This is a genomic window from Mesorhizobium sp. B1-1-7, assembly GCF_006442705.1.
GTDB lineage: Bacteria > Pseudomonadota > Alphaproteobacteria > Rhizobiales > Rhizobiaceae > Mesorhizobium > Mesorhizobium opportunistum.
This window is the reverse complement of the sequence record NZ_VFWQ01000016.1, coordinates 1-19,469: the sequence shown is the minus strand read 5'-3', so window position 1 is coordinate 19,469 and position 19,469 is coordinate 1. Positions and strand designations below refer to the sequence as shown.

Below are 19,469 nucleotides of genomic sequence, written 5' to 3'. Positions count from 1 at the left end.
GCTTGCCGCAGCGCATTGGGGATCACGGCCCTACAAACCCCGTCGAAAAGCCGGCTTTGCGGCACGACGGGCTTCGATCAAAAGGGATTCCACGTCGCCCGCTCGGTCAGTTTCAGATAGCCGAGATTGACGCCGAGCCGAGCACCGACACCGGTTCGGATCGGCACCAAAAGCACATTGTTGTTCTTCAGCACATTGAAGCCGACACCCGCCACGACATAGGCCGACCCCGCCACGCCGCCATAGCGGTTGTAGAGGTTGCCGACGTCGTCCAAGTTGTAGACCAGCATCATCACCCGGGATCCCTCGCCGCCGAAATCCCAACCCAGCGACGGGCCCTGCCAGAACACTTTGTGGTCGCCGGCATTTTTGGTGTAGAGCGTGCCTTCGCCATAGGTCAGGCCGCCGATGAGCGCGCCCGAACCCTCCTCGCCAAGCAGGTAACCGTTCGGCAGGCCGTAGGAAGCGAAGATCTTCTCGATGACAGTGGCCAGCCCGCCCGATGTCGCGCCGAAGAACTTGTGACCGGAATCGACAATCTCCTGAGCGGTATATTCCTGGGCCCGCAGGGCTGAAGTCGAGAAGACGAGAGCACCCATGAGCGCGATCGCCATTGATACGACACGGACAAATGTCCGGTCTGGTATGACACGGAACAGGTTCCGGCCAGAGGTGACACGGAAAAAGGTCCGGTCATAGAATCGGGAAAACATGCTTCCAATCTCCGTCAGGGAGCACCTTCGCCGACGCCTCGCACCCCGTACGGCTCTTTAGGCGGCCGTTAAGGGTAACTGTTAGGGGCAAACTATGCCGTAATCCTTTTTCAACCATTAAGCTCGCACATGAACATGGCGGTTCGAAGGCTGTTTGGGGTCGCTCACATGGGCGGCGGCCTGCGTGAACGCGCCATTTGCCATGACCACAATTTTGGATTTGTTGCTGCACGCACGGGCGCTGTGTATTCAAAAGCTCGGGGAGCGAGCGTGATTCGTGTTGGCAGGCGGCGATCGATCGCTCGGCCGTGAGTTGTGAAATTTGCAGGGATTTTCGCCGATGGCCGATCTGTTCACCCTTTCCGCACCTGATCTGGCTGCACTTTTGTGCAGCCGCGTCTGTCACGACATCATCTCGCCGGTCGGCGCGATCAACAACGGGCTCGAGCTGCTCGACGAGGGCGGCGCCGATGAAGACGCCATGCGGCTCATCCGCCAGAGCGCCAGGAACGCCTCGGCCCGATTGCAGTTCGCCCGTATCGCCTTTGGCGCGGCCGGCTCGGCGGGCATGATGATCGACACCGGAGACGCCGAAGCCGTCGCCATCGCTTTCCTCAAGAACGAAAAGCCGGAACTGGTCTGGAACGGGATCCGGGCGCTGCTGCCCAAGAACAAGGTCAAGCTGCTGCTCAACCTGCTCCTGGTTGCCAACGCCGCCATCCCGCGCGGCGGCAAGCTGGTCGTAACGCTGGAGAATCTCGAAACCGAGCCGCGTTTTTCACTCTCGGCAAGCGGGCCGATGCTGCGCGTGCCGCCGAAATTTCTCGAACTGCATTCCGGGCAGAAGCCTGAAGAGCCGATCGATGCGCATTCGGTCCAGCCTTATTACACGCTGCTTCTGGCCCGTGAGGCCGCCATGACGATATCGATCCATGCTACGGCGGAAGAAATCGTGCTTTCAGCGGCCTGAGTATCCGCTGCACCAAGGGCAAAGTATTTTTAACGGCGTAATATTAGCGCGAGCGCTAAATAGGAAGCGTTGAACTTCACCCAAACGACCACGTCGAAGCATCTGCAAGGAGAAGCCAGTCAAATGGTATCTTTGCAAAAATTTTACCCAATGCCTTTCAGGCTTCTTTACCAGATTGGCTTATGGTGCTCCTCGATGCCCCCGACGCTGCCGGATTGCCAAAAGGCAAAGAGGACTCGGAAATGAAACGCTGTATGTTCGTCGACGATTCGAGCGTCATCAGGAAGGTTGCAAAACGCATCCTGGGCGGTTCCGACATGATGATCATCGAAGCAGCGAGCGGACTTGACGCACTGGAGATGTGTGCCGCCGACATGCCTGACATCATCGTCGTCGACGGCGCCCTGCCGGACGTGCAGGCGGTTGACCTCATCCGCCGCGTACGCGCCATGGAAAGCCCGATCAGGCCGCAGATCCTGATCTCGCTGGTCGAGCTCGATATCGCGTCGATCATGCGGGCCAAGCGCGCCGGCGCCCAGGGCTATCTCCTGAAGCCCTTCAACCGCCCGCAGCTGCTCGAGCGCTTTCGCGCCTTGAAGATCGCCGCCTGATTCGGGGCCTGGAACCGTTCCGGGAAAAATCCGGAACGCTTTTCCGCAAGCATTCGCTCCGCTGGTATCCGCTCCGCAAGTATCCGCCCACATGAAGTATCCGCCCATCACGCAAAAAACCCGGCCTGAGCCGGGTTTTTGTCGATGGTGAGGTTCTGAAGGCGTTTGCCGCTCAGGCGCTGACGCGGATGTCTTCCGGTTCGCGCAGCACATAGCCGCGGCCCCAGACCGTCTCGATGTAATTCTGGCCACCGGACGCGGCGTCGAGCTTCTTGCGCAGCTTGCAGATGAAGACGTCGATGATCTTCAGCTCCGGCTCGTCCATGCCGCCATAGAGGTGGTTGAGGAACATTTCCTTGGTGAGCGTGGTGCCCTTGCGCAGCGAGAGCAGCTCCAGCATCTGATATTCCTTGCCGGTGAGGTGCACGCGCTGGCCGCCGACCTCAACGGTCTTGGCGTCGAGATTGACCACCAGGTCGCCAGTGGTGATGACCGACTGGGCGTGGCCCTTGGAACGCCGCACGATGGCATGGATGCGCGCCACCAGCTCGTCCTTGTGGAAAGGCTTGGTCATGTAGTCGTCGGCGCCGAAGCCGAGGCCGCGTACCTTGTCCTCGATGCCGGCCATGCCGGAGAGGATGAGGATGGGCGTCTTTACCTTGGAGAGGCGAAGCGTTCTCAAGACCTCGTAGCCGGACATGTCGGGCAGGTTGAGATCGAGAAGGATGATGTCGTAGTCGTAGAGTTTGCCGAGATCGACACCCTCTTCGCCGAGGTCCGTCGTATAGACGTTAAAACTTTCCGATTTCAGCATCAGTTCGATGCTTTGTGCGGTTGCACTGTCATCTTCTATCAGCAGAACACGCATTTCATTCCCCTTTTCTGCCGCCGGACCATTTCACGACCCGTCCTGCCCCGGAGCAGTGGTTGCCTTGTGCAGAGGCTGCCATTGAATGGTTAACAAAACCTAATTTCCCGTCCATGACGGTATCAGATTTTTTAACCCCTTTCTACACCCTCTTGAATCTAATGACGAATCACAGACCAAAATTCCTAATGCAACACATTAATAACCTGGACTAAGTGACTCCAGGGACTCATCGAGGCGGCTTCGCTTCGGCGGCCGGAATTTTTACCCGGCCTTAAGCCCTGACCCGTATGATTAACAATGCCCGTAAACGAATGGTTACCGTCGGCAAAAAACTTTAGGGTTTTGTTTCCCATAGTTCGGGGAATGCCGGTGGACACGGGCAGAGCTTGGGCCTTTCCAGGCGGTTTGGACGATATGTGCGGGTGTGCGTTTCCGGGAGTACCGAATCATGAAGTCACGTGAAAACCTCGTTCGGCTGAAACAGTTTCAGGTGAATGAGAAGCGGCGTCAGCTTCTGCAGCTCGACATGATGATCGCCGAGTTCGAACGCATGGCCGTCGAACTGGAGCTTCAGATCACCGCCGAGGAAAAGAAAGCCGGCATCACCGACATCAACCATTTTGCCTATCCGACCTTCGCCAAGGCGGCGCGTTTGCGCCGCGACAACCTTAGAAATTCGCAAAGCGACCTCGCCCAGCAGCGAAGCGCTGCCGAATCATTACTCGGCGAAGCTGAAGCGGAGCTTTCCAAGGCTGAAATGCTGGAATCGCGCGACACGAAGATCCGCGAGACCGAAACCGGCGGCCGCAGCGCCATGATCGGCTGACATCCGCGTCCCGAGCGCGTCCGCCCGGCGCGCGCAACCTACCGGGCGACGGCCTCGAGAGGGTGAACCGGCTCTAGGCAGCCCAATCCCCTTCATTTGCGGCAATCGCCCTTGCGCGGGCATCCTTGATGTCCGGTGCGTGCTGCTCGGCCCATGACCTGATCTGGGTGAGCAATCCCGCCAGGTTCTGGCCAAGCTCGGTCAGCTCATATTCGACGCGTGGCGGAATAACCGGATAGACCTCCCGCCGCACCAGGCCGTCGCGCTCCAGCACGCGCAATGTCTGCGTCAGCATCTTGGGCGTGATGCCTTCGAGCTTGCGGGCAAGCTCGCCATTGCGCCGCCGGCCTTTGCACAGCGCGCAAACCACCAGATAGACCCATTTGCTGGCCAGCATCTCGAGCACGGTGTGCGACGGACATGTCTGTCGGAACGCGTCATAGCCGAAGGAGCAACTATCTTCACTATCCATAGGGTACCTATATATCAGAAAGGTACATACTGGACAAGAGATCATTACTATCCAAATGATAGTGGCGCCAACCAAGCAGGAGACACCCCATGCGTGCCGTTATCCAGAACACCGTCGGCGGACCCGACGTCCTCGTCATTGCCAATCAGCCCGATCCCTCGCCCCAAGCCGGCGAGGTGCTGGTTCGAGTCCAGGCCGCCGGCATCAATCCCGTCGATAGCGCCGTACGCGCCGGCTATTATCCCTTGCTTGGCGAGCCGCCCTTCATCCTCGGCTGGGACATCTCGGGGACGGTCGAGGCGCTGGGCGACGGCGTCACCGCCTTCAAGGTTGGCGACGAGGTGTTCGGCATGCCGCGCTTCCCCAAGCAGGCGGCGGCCTACGCGGAACTGGTGACTGTCCCCGCGGATGAAATCGCACTCAAGCCTAAGAGAGCCAACCACATCCAGGCCGGCGCATTGCCATTGGCCGGCCTTACCGCCTGGCAAGGCCTTGTCCGCCATGGTGGACTGAAATCGGGCCAGCGCGTGCTGGTGCATGCGGGTGCCGGCGGTGTCGGCCATCTGGCGGTGCAGATCGCCAAGGCGCGCGGCGCTTACGTCATCGCCACCGCCAGCCCAAACAAGCTCGATTTCGTGCGCAAGCTCGGCGCCGACGAGGTCATCGACTACACCAAGCGCGATTTCACAAGCCAGATCAGCGACATCGATCTGGTGCTGGAGCCAGTGGGCGGCGACCACGCCGATCGCTCGCTGAAGGTCATCAAGCGTGGAGGCGTGCTGGTGTCATTGCTTAATGTCAACGACGCCACGCGAGCCGATGCCGGCGCGCGCGACATCCGGGTCGAGCGCATGTCCGTCGTGCCCGATCGCGAAGGCCTGGTGGAACTTGGCCGCTTGATCGATGCGAACAAGCTCGCCATCCATGTGGCGAAGAGCTTCCCGCTCGAAGAGGCCGGCGCTGCCCACGCCTTTCTCGCCACCAAGCCGATCGGCAAGGTGGTGCTGACGGTGTGACCGCCGGAAAATTGCTCGAAAAACAAAAAGGGCGCGGAGTGCCGCGCCCTTTGACTGTTTTCGAACTGCTCTAATGCCGGTATTGCTGGATGCGCGTGGTGCGCAGTCCGGCGAGACCGTATTCGTCGATCGACGCCTGCCAGGACAGGAATTCCTCTGTGGTCAGCTTGTAGCGTTGGCAGGCCTCTTCGAGGCTCAAAAGTCCGCCACGCACCGCCGCGACCACTTCCGCCTTGCGCCGGATGACCCAGCGACGCGTGTTCGTCGGCGGCAGATCGGCAATCGTAAGGGGGCTGCCGTCAGGCCCGATAACATACTTGACTCTAGGTCTAACCAGATCGGTCATCGTACTCTCTACAAAAAACTCAAAGACCCAATCCCCGCCACGTTACCGCCACAGCTTTAAAAATTGCCTAAGCAGACCCTAATGACTAGGTAAGGATCGTGAACGCCGCGTTAGTCTTTTCGCCGGCATTTGAAATATCTGGCTGGAAGCCTTAAATTGACCGGGAAAACCCGTCCGGTCGCGGATCGGCCACAAGCCGTGAATTGGCCCGTGAATTGGCTTGCAAGCTGGCGTCGCCGGAAAGCTTGACCTATATTCTCGACATTGGCATTCAGGTGCCGCGCAGAATGAAAGCACCATGAACAGTCTCGATCTTCCCGGACGTCCCGAAAACACCCGCATCGTCGTCGCCATGTCGGGCGGCGTGGATTCGTCCGTGGTCGCCGGCCTGCTGAAGCGCGAGGGCTATGACGTCGTCGGCGTCACCTTGCAGCTCTATGATCATGGCGCGGCGACGCACCGGGCCGGTTCATGCTGCGCCGGACAGGATATCGACGATGCCCGCCGCGTCTCCGAGACGCTCGGCATTCCCCACTACGTGCTCGATTATGAGGAACGGTTCCGCAAGGCGGTCATCGACCCGTTCGCCGAGAGCTACGTCGCCGGCGAAACGCCCATCCCTTGCGTCTCCTGCAACCAGACAGTGAAGTTCGCCGATCTTCTGGCCACCGCCAAGGAGCTGGGCGCCGATGCGCTGGCCACCGGTCACTACATCCGCTCCGGCGCCAACGGCGCCCATCGCGCGCTCTACCGGCCGGTCGATGCCGACCGCGACCAGAGCTATTTCCTGTTCGCCACCACCCAGGCGCAGATCGACTATCTCAGATTTCCGCTCGGCGGCCTGTCGAAGCCGCAGGTTCGCGCCATTGCCGAGGAGATGGGGCTGACGGTCGCCGCCAAGCAGGACAGCCAGGACATCTGCTTCGTGCCGCAGGGAAAGTATTCCGACATCATCGCCAAGCTGAAGCCTTCAGCCGCCAATCCGGGCGACATCGTGCACATCGACGGCCGCGTGCTCGGCCGCCATGAAGGCATCCTGCGCTACACGATCGGCCAGCGCCGCGGCATCGGCATCGCGTCCGGCGAGCCGCTCTATGTCGTCCATCTCGACGCCGAACGGGCCCGCGTCGTGGTCGGCCCCCGCGAGGCGCTGGAGACGCACAATATCTACCTGCGCAATATGAACTGGCTTGGCGACGGTCAGCTCACCGGTATTCCCGCAGGCGGCATCGAGCTGTTCGCCAAGGTCCGCTCGACCAGGCCGCCGCGCCCGGCGGTGCTGCGTCACGAGGCCGGCGTGACTTCGGTCGAACTGGCCGATGGCGAGTCCGGCATCGCGCCCGGACAGGCCTGCGTGCTTTATTCAGACGACGGCAACGAGGCCCGCGTCTTCGGCGGCGGCTTCATCGAGCGCTCCGAGCGCGGCGCCGAGGCCGAGGCGATGCTCAGCCGGCTTGCCGCAAGGCCGGCGCAGATTCCGGCCGAGTAAACTCTACCCTCCGAGACCGTTTCGAAATTCGCTCTGGCGAGTCATATGGTGGTGATTTCGAGAACCGGAGCGCAGCGGACATTTGGGTCCGTGAGCACCGGAAGCGCAGAAAACGCCGTCAGATGGCGGCCAGAGTAGAATTTCCAAACGGTCTCTCAGGACTTGGTGTGGGTGACCGTTCCCGCAGTCAGGATGCGCAGCACCCTGATCGCTTCCTCTCCGCTGGTGCGTGGCTCGGCCCGCGTCTCGATGCACTGGATGAAATGCTCCAGCTCGCGCGTCAGCGGCATGCCTTGCGCAACCGCGACATAGGACGGCTCGTTGGTGGTGAACGCCCATTGGCCGCTGTCCTGCCACACCGCGTGGCGGTAGACGGCAAGCTTGCGCTCCCATGGCTCGACATCGTCGAACACCGCCATCGCTTTGGTGCCGACCACGGTCAGCCGCCGCTCGCGATAGGGATTGAGCCGTGACGCGAAGAGGTGGCTGCGCAGGCCGTTGGGAAAGCGCATATGCAGATGCGCGAAGTCGCTGAGATTGTCGAGCAGTGCCGCCCCCTCGCCGCGCACCTCGATCGGCTCCGTGCCGGTGATGGCCAGGATCATCGACAGATCGTGCGGTGCAAGGTCCCACAGCGCATCGTTCTCGGTGTGGAACTTGCCGAGGCCGAGCCGGTGCGAGTGGATATAGCGGACCTCGCCGAGCTCGCCATTGTCGATCAGCCCCTTCAGCGTCTCGAAGGCGGGGTGGAAACGCAGGACATGTCCGACCATGAAGACGCGGCCATTGTCCTTGGCCGCCTGCACCGAGCGCTCGGCATCCGCGACCGTCAGCGCGATCGGCTTTTCCACCAGCACGTCCTTGCCGCTCTCGACGGCGCGCACGGAAAGATCGGCATGGAACTGCGGCGGCAAGGCCATGACGATGGCGTCGATGTCATCGCGGACGAACAGCTGGTCGGGCTCGATCGCCAGGCAATCCTGTTCGCTGGCAAAACCTTCGGCACGAGCACGGTTGGCGTCCGAGACCGCGTGCAGCGCGCCGAGCGCCTTGAGGGTGCGGATGTGGTTGCTGCCCCAGTATCCGCAACCGAGGACTGCAATGCGCGGCTTCATCTGTTTCAAACTCTAAAAACTCGTGGCCGAGACATAGCGACGTGCCCCTTCGAACTCAACCCCGGCGGCTGCAACCAAATGTCGACGCGGCAAAGCTTTTTCGGCAATGAGAATATGCGGCGATATGGAATGCTTCGAAGCTTGACAGGCTCGCCCTCCCAACCTTATATCCGCGCGACCTTGGCGAACGCCTCGAAATGCCTTTCGATTTAAGGCGGTTTTCGGGCCTTTCGCCGCCCTGGCGGGGTAGCTCAGTTGGTTAGAGCACGGGAATCATAATCCTGGGGTCGGGGGTTCAAGTCCCTCTCCCGCTACCATCGTTAACAACACCGAGGCTCCCAAAGCCTTGCGCCCCTACGAGGGCGTTCAATCTACCCCGGATGTTGACGCTCACTCCACCCTGCTTATCGCGGCTTGGAAACACTGTGACGCTATCTACAAGTTCGCGGATCGCGTTCGCACCTTCGCTGTTGCCATTGTCGATGCCGTCTTGAAGTTCTTCTCTCAGGCGACCCAATTTCGCCTCGTACTGAGCAAGCGCATGCGGGTGAAGCACAACGACGTCTATCTCCTTCGGAACGATCTCCAATTCGCGCTCCAAGCCCTGCCGCACGGCACGAAGTATATGCACCCTGTCCCCTACATCGTCCGGGGTGAGCACCCCTTTGGCGAACCCATCTACTATACGGTCGATCTCGCGCTGCTTTTCCGCAATCTGGCGCGTCAATGTCGAACGCCGTCGTTCCGAAGTTGCAAGTAGGTGTTTCCTCTCGGCCACATAGGCTTCGATGAAGAGGGTGACCTTACGCGGCTCCCTCAATTCAGCCATCAAAACACTGATCACCACCGTTTCAACTGTATCGAGATAGCAGGTTTTTGGGTCGGGACACGTTCCGCTCTCTCGTGCGGCTGAACACCTCACGCGCGTCCTCCCTGACTTATCTTTCCCGCAAGTGGACACTCCGGCACCACACGCCCCACAGCGCAGGAGGCCGGACAATATGCGCTTCGGGCGGCGTTGGGTCTCAGGCCGCTTCTTGGTAGCTGCGACCCGCAGTTCGCGAACACGGTCAAAGGTCTCGTCAGATATTATCTGCAGGTGCGGCACCACAGCGATGTGCCTCTCCTGGGACCCATTGATCCGCGATACGCGCTTCCCAGTGTCGGGGTTCTTCACCATCCGCACCTTGTTCCAGACGACCCGACCTAAATATAGCTCGTTGTTCAGGATGCCGTATCCGCGTTGCAGGTTGCCATGGATGGTCGAGGCATTCCAAACTTTGCCGCGCGGCGGAGCGATGCCGTTTCGGTTCAAGCCGTAGGCGATCCGCCTAGGGGAATTGCCTTCAGCGTATTCCGCGAAGACGCGGCGAACGATCTCGGCTTCGGCCTCCACAATCTCTAGCTCGCCGAGCCGCCCCGGCACTGCGCGGTATCCGTAAGCTCGACCGCCCGCGCTGCGACCTTCTCGAATGACACCCGCCATGCCTCGACGGACTTTCTTCGCCCCATCCTCTCGTTGCATCTGCCCGATCAAGCCCCTAAGGCCGACCATGAGGCCATCAACCGGCCCATCATTGACCGCCCTGATTTGTACCCCGGCGAATTGGAGCCGTTTGTGAATGCCCGCCAGGTCCTCCAAATCGCGCGACAAGCGGTCCAGAGCTTCGACAATGACGAGTTCAAACTGGCCCGCTTTGGCTTTCTCCATTAAGTCCGACAAGCCATCCCTTCCGACCATCGACCCCCCAGATCGGGCGTGATCTGCGAAAGTGGCTACAACCGAAAGCCCTTCGCGGGTTGCATACGCACGGCAATATTCAAACTGATCTTCTACGGACCGAGGATTTTGCATCTCCGTCGAAAATCGACTGTAGATCGCGGCGCGCATCATCAACCCTCTTCTAAACTCACAAGATGATCCTCCTTGGCAGCTTTCTTCGCAAGGAAGATCACGAGCCGGTCCAATTCATGCTGTGAAATTGATTTCACGTTGGGAAAAGCCACAACTATTGAGCCACATCTGGCCGAGGGTTCGGGGTCAGGGCGGGCTTGGGTCCGCCGCTTATTGAGAACGAGGGGCACGCACTTGCTCCGGAAGGATAGGTGCGTGCGGAGATGCTGGCACACACTTGCAGCGTGCCTGTCCGCGTGCCCTCACGGTCTGACGGCTCCTCCCCCTTAGGCGGTTGAGCACTTACTCCACAAGCGTGCGAATGACACCACTGGTAAGCCCGTAAGTCAAACTCAAGCGGCGCGCCTCCGAGTTACACGGGAATACAGTTCCTACATTTCTTTCATTCCTACCTACCTTCTTATCCCGAAATCTTTTTTCGTAGAGCGAAGCGAAAGTCGCCCGAACGCGCAGCGTGAGCGGTGACGCCATAGAAGTCGGGACTGACTTCCATGGCAAGAGATCGTCTTATTCAGCTCTATAGGTTTGCACTCATCTCAGTAAAGATCGTCAACACATCTAGACAATCTAGAGATAGGCCAACAGCCAGACTACCGAGGTTCGTCAACCTTTGGCACAATTCAAAGCTTCTTGGCCTTGTGGTTCTGGGGCTTCTTATAGGGGTAGGATGGTATTTTTTTCGCGCCGATGACGGCCCCTCCGTTGAGCTTGTGCTCATACATGTCCCACGGGGTCTTATGGCTCTCAAGCTCATCGGGATCGAGGCTCATCCAGAGTAGCTTGACGTTGCCCAGCTTCATCGCCCGGATTGCCACAAAGGTATACTTCCGCAAATGCGGCAGCGCCCTGTTTTTCATCTCGCTAGCCGACAGACCGGCCTCCCGCGCCCAGTCCTCGCGAGACATAGCGATCCACTCGCGTTTGTTTCTGGTGAGCTTGGTTGGAACGTTGCTCCAACGATAGAGCAGCCTGTAGAGCAACAGTGCGGCAGGCCATTGCCCGTCAACCACGTTGCGTAACTGCGCAATCAGGCCGGGCATGCCGAATGTAGATTTCTTCTTCATTCTCGATCTCCCCGCGACGGATTTGGCGCTGGGAGGTCGCGGAGGCTCAGCAGCGCAGGGTGCCACTGATCCTCCGTGATGCGGGCATGACATAAGGCTACTCAGGGTGCGCGGGAAGTCAAATCCCTCCGAATGTTGCTCCCAACATGGCATCACTTGGGCCTCAAATCCCCCAGCGCAACGGGCCTCAAGAACTATAGTCTCGCAATGGACGCGACACCCGCCACAGCCGAAGAAATGAAATTGATTTCACAAGGTTCGGACATCCAAGACGCTGGAGAACGGTTGCCGATGCGTACTTCTACTCACGTGTGAAATTGTATTTGAAATTGTAACGACTAGACCAAAGCTCGACGGTCTTCCCATCGTTTTCCCAGATAACTTGCTCTAAGTCTCCAATCGTATCGAGGAGAGTGACTTCTGTGCCTTGGGGGATGATGATGCAGTCGAGTTTGAGAGCCAGATCGACGCGATTGGCCCAGACCAGGTTGTTGAATTTGTCAACGTCACCCGGCAGCCGACAGCCCGGAGCTTTATCAATGGCAAACTGCGCATCTGGGTTGGATGGGCGTGGATGGATCGCTTTGACAGGCGGGGGTTGATCGACCACTACCGGGGCGGTCTTTCCTGACGTCGACACTGAGACATCGGTTGGGGTAGACGCCGTGCCAGCATCCGAAACAGGCTGGCTCTCGGGCAAGAGTTTGGCGACGAGGTCAACTGCTCCGAATGACAACGGCCCCGCCGAGCCAATAGCTAGTATGATAATCGTTTTCCTGAAAGTCCCCGGTTTGACTATTGCCAGCACCACAAGAGCCAGTGGCAGCGCCACAAGGACGAGCATGACAAGGTAATGCCAAATCGATAGCTGGCCCATATCGGCGTGCCCCCACCACGCGAGGCGCTTGGGAAATCCGCTGAGCTATCTCGCACATTCCAGATTACCGAAACGTAGGGAAATTGTAGCTGACTTGCGTGTTTACGCAAATAGATTGCAGGTAAGAGAAAAACTCTCGGTCGGGCGGCAGCTTATCGACCCATCGTTTTCCGTGCTGTAGCTGGTTCACCTGATGACAGAGATGAACTGCCGCGAACAGAAAGCGGGAACGAATTGAGTAGGGCATCCCCAGTGCGAGAGAAGCAATGGGCGATACGAACTCCACCAGCACATCAAGCTTTCTTTGGTCGGTAAGCGGCCTCATCACTTCTTCCCACGCCGCTAGGCGATGCGCATAGTTGATCAGGGCGTTGATCTCATTCGCGATTTCAGCGGAGAACTCCCGCAGCATGGTCCCATAAGGCATTAACGACATGTGCATTCGCTGAGGCAGGCGGTACCACTCGTATTCGGCATAGTCCGCGCTGAACGGTGCGGTTTTCAGCGCTCGCCGATATTGGGTGTACAGTTGGATTGACATGCCTTTGGCCTGCCTTCTGGTCGTGGCTCGGTGTTGCTTGGCACCGCGACTACCACCACGGCGTATCATGCCAGAAACAGGCGAACCGGCCAAGCGACTACCGCTGGAATTGAGGAACTGGCAGCACGATACGCGACAGCCGCAACGGGCTGTAGCTGCCCATCTTTGGGTCAAGGACAAATTCCCCCGCTCCCTATGGCTGCTGGCCACGAGACTAATGTCAGCATCGCAAGGGGCTTCCAAAATCCGTCAATCCGCACGCTGACAGCAGATCATAATACAAAATTGGGATTGCTGACCGTCGGCCTGTTTACTGTTATGGTTGAGGTTCGGCGCCAACGAGGTATCTTACTTGCATGCCACCCGAGTTTAGTGAGCAAGCACAGCAAATCTTTCCGCTATTTGGCATTCTGCTGGCAGGCGTCCTCGTTGGTATGGCCTTGGAGCGTTTCCTTTCGAGAAAACGGAGGCAGGCGTGGAGGGAAAAGAACCGCTGGCGCTGGGCGAAAGAGCGCAGTGGGGGCGACATCCTTAGCGGCTTGTGGGGCGCCCCGAAGCCTGTTTCCGCGCCACCGAAACCAACTGATCCTGCTGACCAGTTGCGGATTGTTATGGGGGCGAATTTCACTATTCAACCGCTCCTCAACGGGAGTGAAATGCGCGTCTTCAAGGAACTTGATCGCATGGTGATCGGCTGCAATCCGGGATGGCAGGTCATGGCCCAGGTGTCGCTGGGCGAGATACTTCGTAGCACGGATGGAAAAGCCTACAGTTGCATCAACTCGAAACGGGTGGACCTCCTTCTTGTCGATGAGAACTGTCGGCCTCGACATGCACTCGAATACCAAGGCCATGCGCATCACCAAGGTACAGCAGCAGCACGTGATGCCGTCAAAAAGGAAGCCCTTCGACGGGCTGGCATCAGTTATCATGAAATTGTCGGAGGTCATACAACACCTTCCGAACTCAAGCGGCTTGTCGAGAAACTCGTGGATAGGCCAGCGGCGGCTCAATAACTAACCCCCTCATAAGGCAGCAGAGGTAGTGTCTCTGCATTTGTCGTGGATTACGGCCCGGGGTTCATTGCACATAGGTCCGGGTGTTCCTACATTGTTCCCATAACTTTGGGGGGACATATGGGCGTTGCGGAAGAGTTCACACAGTTTAAGGACCGCTACAACATCGGAACAGACCTGATCTCGTCCATTTCATACCGGTATAAGCGGATCACCGGGCAGCTGAATTATGATTTCCGTTCTTCTTCAAGCGACACCGCAAACAGCCTGTATGTCGGCTCTTACGGGCGCGACACCGCCGCCAAGGGACTTAGTGACCTTGATATGGCTTATGTTCTGCCATCTAATCTATACTCGCAATACAATTCCTACACTTCAAATGGACAATCGGCGCTGCTCCAAGCTGTGAAAACGTCGATCAGAAAGACCTATCCTACCTCTGATAGCTACGGAGATGGACAAGTCGTGGTCGTCAATTTTACCGATGGCGTGACTTTTGAGGTCTTGCCGGTATTCAACAATCCAGATGGCACGTGGACTTATCCCAATGCCAACGGCGGCGGTAGCTGGAAGACCTGCAATCCTCGAGCGGAGATCGAGGCCATTGCCAGCCGCAACCTCGTCACCAATCGCAATCTCAAACACCTTTGCCGCATGATGCGCGTGTGGCGTGACCATAACAATGCCCCCATGTCCGGCGCGTTGATTGACGCCCTTGCCTACTACTTCATCGGAGATTGGCCTCATCGCGACAAGTCATTCCTCTATCACGATTGGATGGCTCGGGATTTTCTCCTCTATCTTGCTGAGCGAGATACGAACCAGACCTACTGGCGGATGCCGGGAAGCGGTTCCACGGTATGGAGCAAAGGAACATTCCAGCACAAAGCGCGTGCTGACTACAACAACGCCGTAGAAGCCTGCGGATTTACGGGAGACGAGAATGGCGCAACACGTCGTGCCAAGTGGAGGTACGTCTTTGGACCGACCTTCGCAACTTGAGCCGGAACGGTACGCGCTCGAAAGCCAAATCCGCGAGTGCTACGCGCGATGCGCGTACACTCACAAGACCCATGAGAAGATGGCCGAGCGCCTTCATGTTCGGCACAAGCGCGGTAAGTGGGCCAACATCGTTTTGTCGGCGCTGATAACGGGTGGGGCCGTAAGCGTGATCTTTTCGAAGGGGTCCGCATGGGAAGGATATGCAGGGTACGCCACGGCGGCGCTCTCAATCCTGAGCCTGATCTTTAATGCGTATTTAAAGGACTTGGACCCCGGTGCGCTTGCCCAGCGCCATAGAGAAACGGCGTCGGATATGTGGAATGTTAGGGAGGCTTATCTAAGCTTGATCACGGACGTCCTAGACCAAGAAGCCAACCTCGCCTCGCTTCGCGACCGGCGAGACGCTTTGCAGGCAGCGTTGCACAAAATCTACCACGGCGCACCGCACACTGACGGCAAAGCTTATGGAAAGGCACAGGATGCTTTGAAGAACAACGAGGACCTGACCTTCACAGATAAGGAGATTGACGTGATGTTGCCCGCCAGTCTCAGGCGGTCAGGGCATCCCCAAATTACGAAAGAGTAGTTTCACGTCTCTACTTGGAATTTAAAGCGTCGATCTTCTTGCGAAAGGCGTTCGACATAAACCCATAGGCTTCGTCATTGATGCGCTTGAACTCCGCATCCGCGATCTTGCCTCCATCAACAATCTGCGACACGCGGGGCTTTTCGAGCTTTGGCAGAGTGACCCCTAGCCCCGTCTCGCAGTCGCCAGCCGTATTGTTTCGCGCAATCTCGAAAAACTCTTTGGTCGTGAAATTGAGACTTAGCTGGTTCGTGCGGCAGGCCGTGTTTTCATAGGGAACCGCGTCAATCTGATTGCCGTCCCAGCGCGTAATCCTATACGTCTCATTTGCGACCTGCCCGACACTGTAGGATTGCGTCCAAGAGTTTTCATCCGGGAGCATGAGGGCGACCTGGCGATAGTCGCACGTTGCTCTCACACGGTCGCACGTGATGGCAACATTGTTGATTGGGTATGCGATCCTCTCATCTAGGATTTGGAGTGTGCCTTTGACCGAAGCCCAATCCTCGTTCATGACCCCACCGTAATCGAGGGAGAAGAAGCTCACGTAGGTCATGTTGGCACGCGCTGATCGGTAGCCAAGCGTGTGGATTTGCCACACGGTCAATTCGCCCGTTGATTTTTCGCCTAGGTCGGCTTGGAAGGCTTTCTTGGCGTTTTCGTAGTTAGCCAAGCCGTCATACATCAGCGTGTTCAACTGCGCTTGTATCACCAAGTCACCGCCTTTCGACGTGGCCAGATTGGCAGCGCCGGTATACATCATAGGAACAGACTTCGAGATTTCTTCCTTCGATAGCTTGAGGATGTCGCTAGGAAGGTAATTCTTGAACTGTGCCACTGCATCGTCGGCGGCTTGGGCACTTCCGCACCAGACTAGTACAAAGAAGAATGCTGTGAACCTGAACATGGAACCTACCCTCCGCGAAAGACAAGGTTTCCTATATCCCCAAAACGGTCAACTGACACGGCGGCCCGGCTGCTTCATGCTCGCCTTTGACCCCTGCCGCCTGCCTTCGCGTTGGACCGCGAACCTTGGTAGTGAGGGCAAAGTTTTGGGGACGTGCAAGGGGGTCCACAAGGAGACACCGGATAGCCCGGTGTTCAACAGTCAGGTAGAAGCGCAAGCATGCCTGTTGAACGACTAAACCCGCCTATTGGAATAGACTTCAATGGAGATTTCCATATGCCACCCCCCATAATTAGGGTCGAGGAGACTTTTACCCAATTTGTTAGAACCTTCCGTGGCGGTGGCGTTCTGTCTCACTTTGTTTCTAAAAATCCGAGCAGCACCCTGAATGCTGACTACTATTTTCCCACCGACAATGTGATTGCCGAGCTAAAGACACTGGAGACAGATGCTCTCGACCTTGAAACAATTGATCGACGTATTATGGCGAGCTACAAGTGGCTGGGGTATCGTTTAGAAGACTATACGGACTTTCTATTCGGCAGAAAATACCTGCCTGATGACGTTAATCAAAGAGTTTTTTCAGCTGTATCACGGCCTATCATTGATTGCGTGAGGAAAGCGAACAAGCAGATAATTTCTTCACGGCGTTTGATTGGGAAGGCTGACGCTAAGGGGCTGATACTGATTGCCAATAGCGGCAATTTCGGCTTCCCGCCTATGCAATTAATGAACGTCGTTTTAAAGGGCTTTGATCGTCTCTCCGAGCGCGAAAAAGACGGCATCGTGTATTTTACCCCGAACGTTTACCACTATGTCGGGGATGACGTACCTTACGAGATATGGGTTCCCATTGCGAATGAGCACGGCGCCGAACTTCAAGAATTCATAGATAGCCTCGGAAAAGCGTGGTTTGACTACCGTGAAACCACCGGCCAAGCCAGTATATCGAGAAAGACAAATTCTGACCTCTCTCCTCTCTTAAATGCAAAGGTCGTGCAGGATTGGGCTGATTGACGGGATCGGATGTCAATCGGAGAGCCGTAAGCCGCCTGCGGGTAGTTCATTGGCCATACAGTACATCTCAATCAAACTCGCGCGGGCTGTAGCCTCCATTGTTGGTCTAAGGACAAATTCCGCCACTTCATATGGCTACTGGCCATGGCTTTAACGAGGGCAACGGCTGAGGCTTCAAAAATCCGCCAAGCCCGCCAATGGCGGGGACGCTGGCAGGAGGTGTTTCTGAGCGACAAACAAAGCGTATCGGAGATTGGAACCGGACTGTCATGGTATCATCGCATACAATTATCCACGGCAAAGGCTCTAAATCCCTTCGACGTTGCTGGATCACCGTCGAGCGCATTGGGTCACTCTAGGTGAAGCCAAATCGGTGTATCTGACAGGACCGGTCGCGTTTGCCGTTCGGCACGTATTCAAGCCCGTCAGTACCCAAAATCCCGCCCTTGATCTCTAGGTCGCTGCCAGTCGGGGTTAGACGCCACATGCCTTGATTGATTTGAGCGTGCTGTTCATTTTCGAGCCATCTCGGCACGAGGAGCTTGTCTTCTGTTAGAAGCGAAGCCTCATCGTCGTCACGCTCTCGTGGCCAGAGTTTGGCCGAGGGGATCGCTAGGGAGCACCGAATTTCTTCGATGCTCATATCAGCAACTCTTCCCAAGAGGACCGGCGGGTTGTGTTCGGCAAACGTCATCAAAGCGGGTTGCAACGAACGGATTACGAACTGAGTTGCAACAAAGCCATGGTTGGGGCTTTGCCAGTAGCGACCACGCAGGCCGTCTGGCGCATTGTAAAGGAGATCGCAGGCTTGCTTACTCGTCCGAACGAGGAAGATGACTTGCCGCGCATTCTTCGGCTCCCCACGTGCTGGCGTCCCATAGCCCTTAACCTTAGCCCCAATAACATGGCACTCGGCTTGGATTTGGCCGAAGATTTCTTCAAAGGACAACCCAGCGTCTAGATACGCCTGCCTGCTGTCGCTCAATTGCGAGGTGTCCCACTCATTTGGGAAGGGCCCCCGTATCATGTGATCACTCATTCTCAGAGGGCGGCTAGTGGGGCTAGTCGGCGTCCAGCAGGACTAGTTCTGCAATGTCTTCAAGGCTGCCTATTTCCAAGTCTATGTGGCTCAACCGTTCCTCTGGGCGTCGAGGGAGCCAGCAAAAACGATACTCATCTTGATAGGCATATCCGAAGTATTTGCTGAGCGGAATAAACGGGCGGCCTGAGGTGGGAACAAGGGGATCGACGTAAATTGCAGGTCCCTCGTGCATTTCTAGCTCAGGATCATGCGCAATCACTGCCCGCCTCAGCCGGTCGCGGAATGCGCCCTTGTCGCGAATGACTACACAGGCTTCAGCACTGAAGTCTACTACCAAGCGCGGTTCAACCGAGGAGGTGAGGCAATAGAGGTAGTAATCCGATTGCGCATCGAACCTGACATCAAGGCGCTGCTCGGCAGCGCCATCGGCTTGCGGCGAGTATCGAACGAGTTTCCCGAAGTCATCTCGCACCATCGCAAAGGAAAAGGACAGGGAAAGCTCGTCGTCGCGGATTGCTTGATTATGGTTTGGCTCGGAAAAGAAGCTGGCAGGCTGGATACGCAATTGGCCGTGAAGGTACAGCCGCTCCATGTGGATGCGCTTACCCAGTTTGATGAAAACGTCACCGCGCCGGAGGCCCAATGCCGAGATGCGTTCCACAGCTTGTTTGGCCAGATTAGACGCGTAGTTAGGCAAGTGGTCGCGCTGCAGAATGTCCCGCCCCATGCCAGCGGGCCATGGCCCATATCGTAGCTGCATTTCTTCAGCCACGTGCGTGAACTTTTCCCACACCGGGCCATTTTGCTCGTCTACCAGGTGTACGCCGATCTTAGTATTTGGCGTCACTGTCAGGAGATTGCGCATGATGTCACGAAAACGGGTGCCCAGTTCATCCCGCGACAGATGACGGGCATACCGCGATCCTCGGTATTGCTCTCGATACACAACATGCAGAGGGGTTCGACCTTCCATCAACTCGCCTGACCCTCCCGCGCGTCCCACTCTTTCCAAGTCGAGGTAAGGCCATGGCGCGCTGCTCCTGTTGAAGAAGATGTCATGTCTCGCGTCGGCA

Annotated in this window: 21 protein-coding genes and 1 tRNA gene; 10 read left to right on the top strand and 12 right to left on the bottom strand. The window is 57.4% G+C overall.

Features of this window, described 5'->3' with window-relative positions; all coding sequences use genetic code 11:
- Window positions 1–77 precede the first annotated feature (77 nt).
- Window positions 78–614, bottom strand: a complete 537-nt coding sequence (locus tag FJ978_RS24960) for an EipA family protein (protein WP_083833235.1) — start codon at window positions 612–614, stop codon at window positions 78–80.
- Window positions 615–1,053: 439 nt separating this feature from the next.
- Here FJ978_RS24960 and FJ978_RS24955 point away from each other — a divergent pair, with 439 nt between their 5' ends.
- Together FJ978_RS24955 and FJ978_RS24950 are read left to right on the top strand one after the other, a co-directional pair.
- A complete protein-coding gene (locus FJ978_RS24955; RefSeq protein ID WP_140574760.1) occupies window positions 1,054–1,683 on the top strand; it encodes a histidine phosphotransferase family protein in 630 nt (209 codons plus the stop codon).
- A 242-nt stretch (window positions 1,684–1,925) separates the two neighbouring features.
- A complete protein-coding gene (locus FJ978_RS24950; RefSeq protein ID WP_013893382.1) occupies window positions 1,926–2,294 on the top strand; it encodes a response regulator in 369 nt (122 codons plus the stop codon).
- A gap of 172 nt (window positions 2,295–2,466) precedes the next feature.
- On the opposite strand, the gene ctrA is transcribed toward FJ978_RS24950, so the two are convergent.
- A complete protein-coding gene (gene ctrA, locus FJ978_RS24945; protein WP_006203583.1) occupies window positions 2,467–3,162 on the bottom strand; it encodes a cell cycle two-component system response regulator CtrA in 696 nt (231 codons plus the stop codon).
- Between the two features lie 451 nt (window positions 3,163–3,613).
- On the opposite strand from ctrA, the gene FJ978_RS24940 reads away from it, so the two are divergent.
- Window positions 3,614–3,991 carry a flagellar export protein FliJ gene (locus FJ978_RS24940; RefSeq protein ID WP_013893381.1) on the top strand — a complete coding sequence of 126 codons (378 nt, stop codon included), beginning with the start codon at window positions 3,614–3,616 and terminating at the stop codon, window positions 3,989–3,991.
- 73 nt (window positions 3,992–4,064) lie between these two features.
- On the opposite strand, the gene FJ978_RS24935 is transcribed toward FJ978_RS24940, so the two are convergent.
- On the bottom strand, window positions 4,065–4,463 hold the full coding sequence (locus FJ978_RS24935; RefSeq protein ID WP_140574758.1) for a helix-turn-helix domain-containing protein: 399 nt from the start codon (window positions 4,461–4,463) through the stop codon (window positions 4,065–4,067).
- A gap of 89 nt (window positions 4,464–4,552) precedes the next feature.
- Between FJ978_RS24935 and FJ978_RS24930 the strand changes: the two genes are divergently transcribed.
- Window positions 4,553–5,479 carry an NADP-dependent oxidoreductase gene (locus FJ978_RS24930; protein ID WP_140574756.1) on the top strand — a complete coding sequence of 309 codons (927 nt, stop codon included), beginning with the start codon at window positions 4,553–4,555 and terminating at the stop codon, window positions 5,477–5,479.
- A gap of 70 nt (window positions 5,480–5,549) precedes the next feature.
- On the opposite strand, the gene FJ978_RS24925 is transcribed toward FJ978_RS24930, so the two are convergent.
- On the bottom strand, window positions 5,550–5,825 hold the full coding sequence (locus tag FJ978_RS24925) for a DUF1153 domain-containing protein (RefSeq protein WP_006203587.1): 276 nt from the start codon (window positions 5,823–5,825) through the stop codon (window positions 5,550–5,552).
- Window positions 5,826–6,123: 298 nt separating this feature from the next.
- On the opposite strand from FJ978_RS24925, the gene mnmA reads away from it, so the two are divergent.
- The gene (gene mnmA / locus FJ978_RS24920; protein WP_140574754.1) at window positions 6,124–7,314 is read left to right on the top strand and encodes a tRNA 2-thiouridine(34) synthase MnmA; all 1,191 of its coding nucleotides are present in this window, start codon (window positions 6,124–6,126) and stop codon (window positions 7,312–7,314) included.
- 155 nt (window positions 7,315–7,469) lie between these two features.
- On the opposite strand, the gene FJ978_RS24915 is transcribed toward mnmA, so the two are convergent.
- The gene (locus FJ978_RS24915) at window positions 7,470–8,429 is read right to left on the bottom strand and encodes a Gfo/Idh/MocA family oxidoreductase (protein WP_140574752.1); all 960 of its coding nucleotides are present in this window, start codon (window positions 8,427–8,429) and stop codon (window positions 7,470–7,472) included.
- 240 nt (window positions 8,430–8,669) lie between these two features.
- On the opposite strand from FJ978_RS24915, the gene FJ978_RS24910 reads away from it, so the two are divergent.
- Window positions 8,670–8,746 (top strand) — tRNA-Met (locus FJ978_RS24910).
- Here the strand turns inward: FJ978_RS24910 and FJ978_RS24905 are convergent.
- The 4 genes from FJ978_RS24905 to FJ978_RS24890 form a co-directional block, all read right to left on the bottom strand.
- The gene (locus FJ978_RS24905; protein WP_140574750.1) at window positions 8,725–10,323 is read right to left on the bottom strand and encodes a recombinase family protein; all 1,599 of its coding nucleotides are present in this window, start codon (window positions 10,321–10,323) and stop codon (window positions 8,725–8,727) included. The genes FJ978_RS24910 and FJ978_RS24905 overlap by 22 nt on opposite strands.
- Window positions 10,324–10,964: 641 nt before the next feature.
- Complete coding sequence (locus FJ978_RS24900; protein ID WP_140574749.1) at window positions 10,965–11,408, bottom strand: hypothetical protein; 444 nt, start codon at window positions 11,406–11,408, stop codon at window positions 10,965–10,967.
- 301 nt (window positions 11,409–11,709) lie between these two features.
- The gene (locus FJ978_RS24895) at window positions 11,710–12,285 is read right to left on the bottom strand and encodes a hypothetical protein (protein ID WP_140574747.1); all 576 of its coding nucleotides are present in this window, start codon (window positions 12,283–12,285) and stop codon (window positions 11,710–11,712) included.
- Between the two features lie 64 nt (window positions 12,286–12,349).
- The gene (locus FJ978_RS24890) at window positions 12,350–12,826 is read right to left on the bottom strand and encodes a hypothetical protein (protein ID WP_140574745.1); all 477 of its coding nucleotides are present in this window, start codon (window positions 12,824–12,826) and stop codon (window positions 12,350–12,352) included.
- Window positions 12,827–13,182: 356 nt separating this feature from the next.
- On the opposite strand from FJ978_RS24890, the gene FJ978_RS24885 reads away from it, so the two are divergent.
- The 3 genes from FJ978_RS24885 to FJ978_RS24875 all read left to right on the top strand — a co-directional run bounded on the left by FJ978_RS24885 (window position 13,183) and on the right by FJ978_RS24875 (window position 15,430).
- The gene (locus FJ978_RS24885; RefSeq protein WP_140574743.1) at window positions 13,183–13,842 is read left to right on the top strand and encodes a DUF2726 domain-containing protein; all 660 of its coding nucleotides are present in this window, start codon (window positions 13,183–13,185) and stop codon (window positions 13,840–13,842) included.
- 120 nt (window positions 13,843–13,962) lie between these two features.
- Window positions 13,963–14,844: a nucleotidyltransferase gene (locus FJ978_RS24880; RefSeq protein WP_140574741.1), complete on the top strand. Its 882-nt coding sequence runs from the start codon at window positions 13,963–13,965 to the stop codon at window positions 14,842–14,844.
- A complete protein-coding gene (locus tag FJ978_RS24875; protein WP_140574739.1) occupies window positions 14,786–15,430 on the top strand; it encodes an SLATT domain-containing protein in 645 nt (214 codons plus the stop codon). Before FJ978_RS24880 ends, FJ978_RS24875 begins: the two co-directional genes overlap by 59 nt.
- 10 nt (window positions 15,431–15,440) lie before the next feature.
- On the opposite strand, the gene FJ978_RS24870 is transcribed toward FJ978_RS24875, so the two are convergent.
- Complete coding sequence (locus FJ978_RS24870) at window positions 15,441–16,337, bottom strand: hypothetical protein (RefSeq protein ID WP_140574737.1); 897 nt, start codon at window positions 16,335–16,337, stop codon at window positions 15,441–15,443.
- A 219-nt stretch (window positions 16,338–16,556) separates the two neighbouring features.
- Here FJ978_RS24870 and FJ978_RS24865 point away from each other — a divergent pair, with 219 nt between their 5' ends.
- A complete protein-coding gene (locus FJ978_RS24865) occupies window positions 16,557–17,354 on the top strand; it encodes a hypothetical protein (RefSeq protein WP_140574735.1) in 798 nt (265 codons plus the stop codon).
- Window positions 17,355–17,709: 355 nt separating this feature from the next.
- On the opposite strand, the gene FJ978_RS24860 is transcribed toward FJ978_RS24865, so the two are convergent.
- Both FJ978_RS24860 and FJ978_RS24855 read right to left on the bottom strand, forming a co-directional pair.
- Window positions 17,710–18,339: a hypothetical protein gene (locus FJ978_RS24860; protein ID WP_140574733.1), complete on the bottom strand. Its 630-nt coding sequence runs from the start codon at window positions 18,337–18,339 to the stop codon at window positions 17,710–17,712.
- 76 nt (window positions 18,340–18,415) lie between these two features.
- On the bottom strand, window positions 18,416–19,469 hold a 1,054-nt coding region (locus FJ978_RS24855), incomplete at its 5' end, for a hypothetical protein (RefSeq protein ID WP_210241450.1).

Excerpts from the sequence above, each read along its gene's own strand:
- FJ978_RS24865 (WP_140574735.1), top strand. The coding sequence starts at position 16,557 with ATGCCTGTTGAACGACTAAACCCGCCTATTGGAATAGACTTCAATGGA.
- FJ978_RS24915 (WP_140574752.1), bottom strand. The coding sequence starts at position 8,429 with ATGAAGCCGCGCATTGCAGTCCTCGGTTGCGGATACTGGGGCAGCAAC.
- FJ978_RS24885 (WP_140574743.1), top strand. The coding sequence starts at position 13,183 with ATGCCACCCGAGTTTAGTGAGCAAGCACAGCAAATCTTTCCGCTATTT.
- FJ978_RS24955 (WP_140574760.1), top strand. The coding sequence starts at position 1,054 with ATGGCCGATCTGTTCACCCTTTCCGCACCTGATCTGGCTGCACTTTTG.
- FJ978_RS24960 (WP_083833235.1), bottom strand. The coding sequence starts at position 614 with ATGGCGATCGCGCTCATGGGTGCTCTCGTCTTCTCGACTTCAGCCCTG.
- FJ978_RS24900 (WP_140574749.1), bottom strand. The coding sequence starts at position 11,408 with ATGAAGAAGAAATCTACATTCGGCATGCCCGGCCTGATTGCGCAGTTA.
- FJ978_RS24925 (WP_006203587.1), bottom strand. The coding sequence starts at position 5,825 with ATGACCGATCTGGTTAGACCTAGAGTCAAGTATGTTATCGGGCCTGAC.
- FJ978_RS24890 (WP_140574745.1), bottom strand. The coding sequence starts at position 12,826 with ATGTCAATCCAACTGTACACCCAATATCGGCGAGCGCTGAAAACCGCA.
- FJ978_RS24950 (WP_013893382.1), top strand. The coding sequence starts at position 1,926 with ATGAAACGCTGTATGTTCGTCGACGATTCGAGCGTCATCAGGAAGGTT.
- FJ978_RS24875 (WP_140574739.1), top strand. The coding sequence starts at position 14,786 with ATGGCGCAACACGTCGTGCCAAGTGGAGGTACGTCTTTGGACCGACCT.
- ctrA (WP_006203583.1), bottom strand. The coding sequence starts at position 3,162 with ATGCGTGTTCTGCTGATAGAAGATGACAGTGCAACCGCACAAAGCATC.
- FJ978_RS24905 (WP_140574750.1), bottom strand. The coding sequence starts at position 10,323 with ATGATGCGCGCCGCGATCTACAGTCGATTTTCGACGGAGATGCAAAAT.
- FJ978_RS24930 (WP_140574756.1), top strand. The coding sequence starts at position 4,553 with ATGCGTGCCGTTATCCAGAACACCGTCGGCGGACCCGACGTCCTCGTC.
- FJ978_RS24895 (WP_140574747.1), bottom strand. The coding sequence starts at position 12,285 with ATGGGCCAGCTATCGATTTGGCATTACCTTGTCATGCTCGTCCTTGTG.
- FJ978_RS24880 (WP_140574741.1), top strand. The coding sequence starts at position 13,963 with ATGGGCGTTGCGGAAGAGTTCACACAGTTTAAGGACCGCTACAACATC.
- FJ978_RS24870 (WP_140574737.1), bottom strand. The coding sequence starts at position 16,337 with ATGTTCAGGTTCACAGCATTCTTCTTTGTACTAGTCTGGTGCGGAAGT.
- FJ978_RS24940 (WP_013893381.1), top strand. The coding sequence starts at position 3,614 with ATGAAGTCACGTGAAAACCTCGTTCGGCTGAAACAGTTTCAGGTGAAT.
- mnmA (WP_140574754.1), top strand. The coding sequence starts at position 6,124 with ATGAACAGTCTCGATCTTCCCGGACGTCCCGAAAACACCCGCATCGTC.
- FJ978_RS24935 (WP_140574758.1), bottom strand. The coding sequence starts at position 4,463 with ATGGATAGTGAAGATAGTTGCTCCTTCGGCTATGACGCGTTCCGACAG.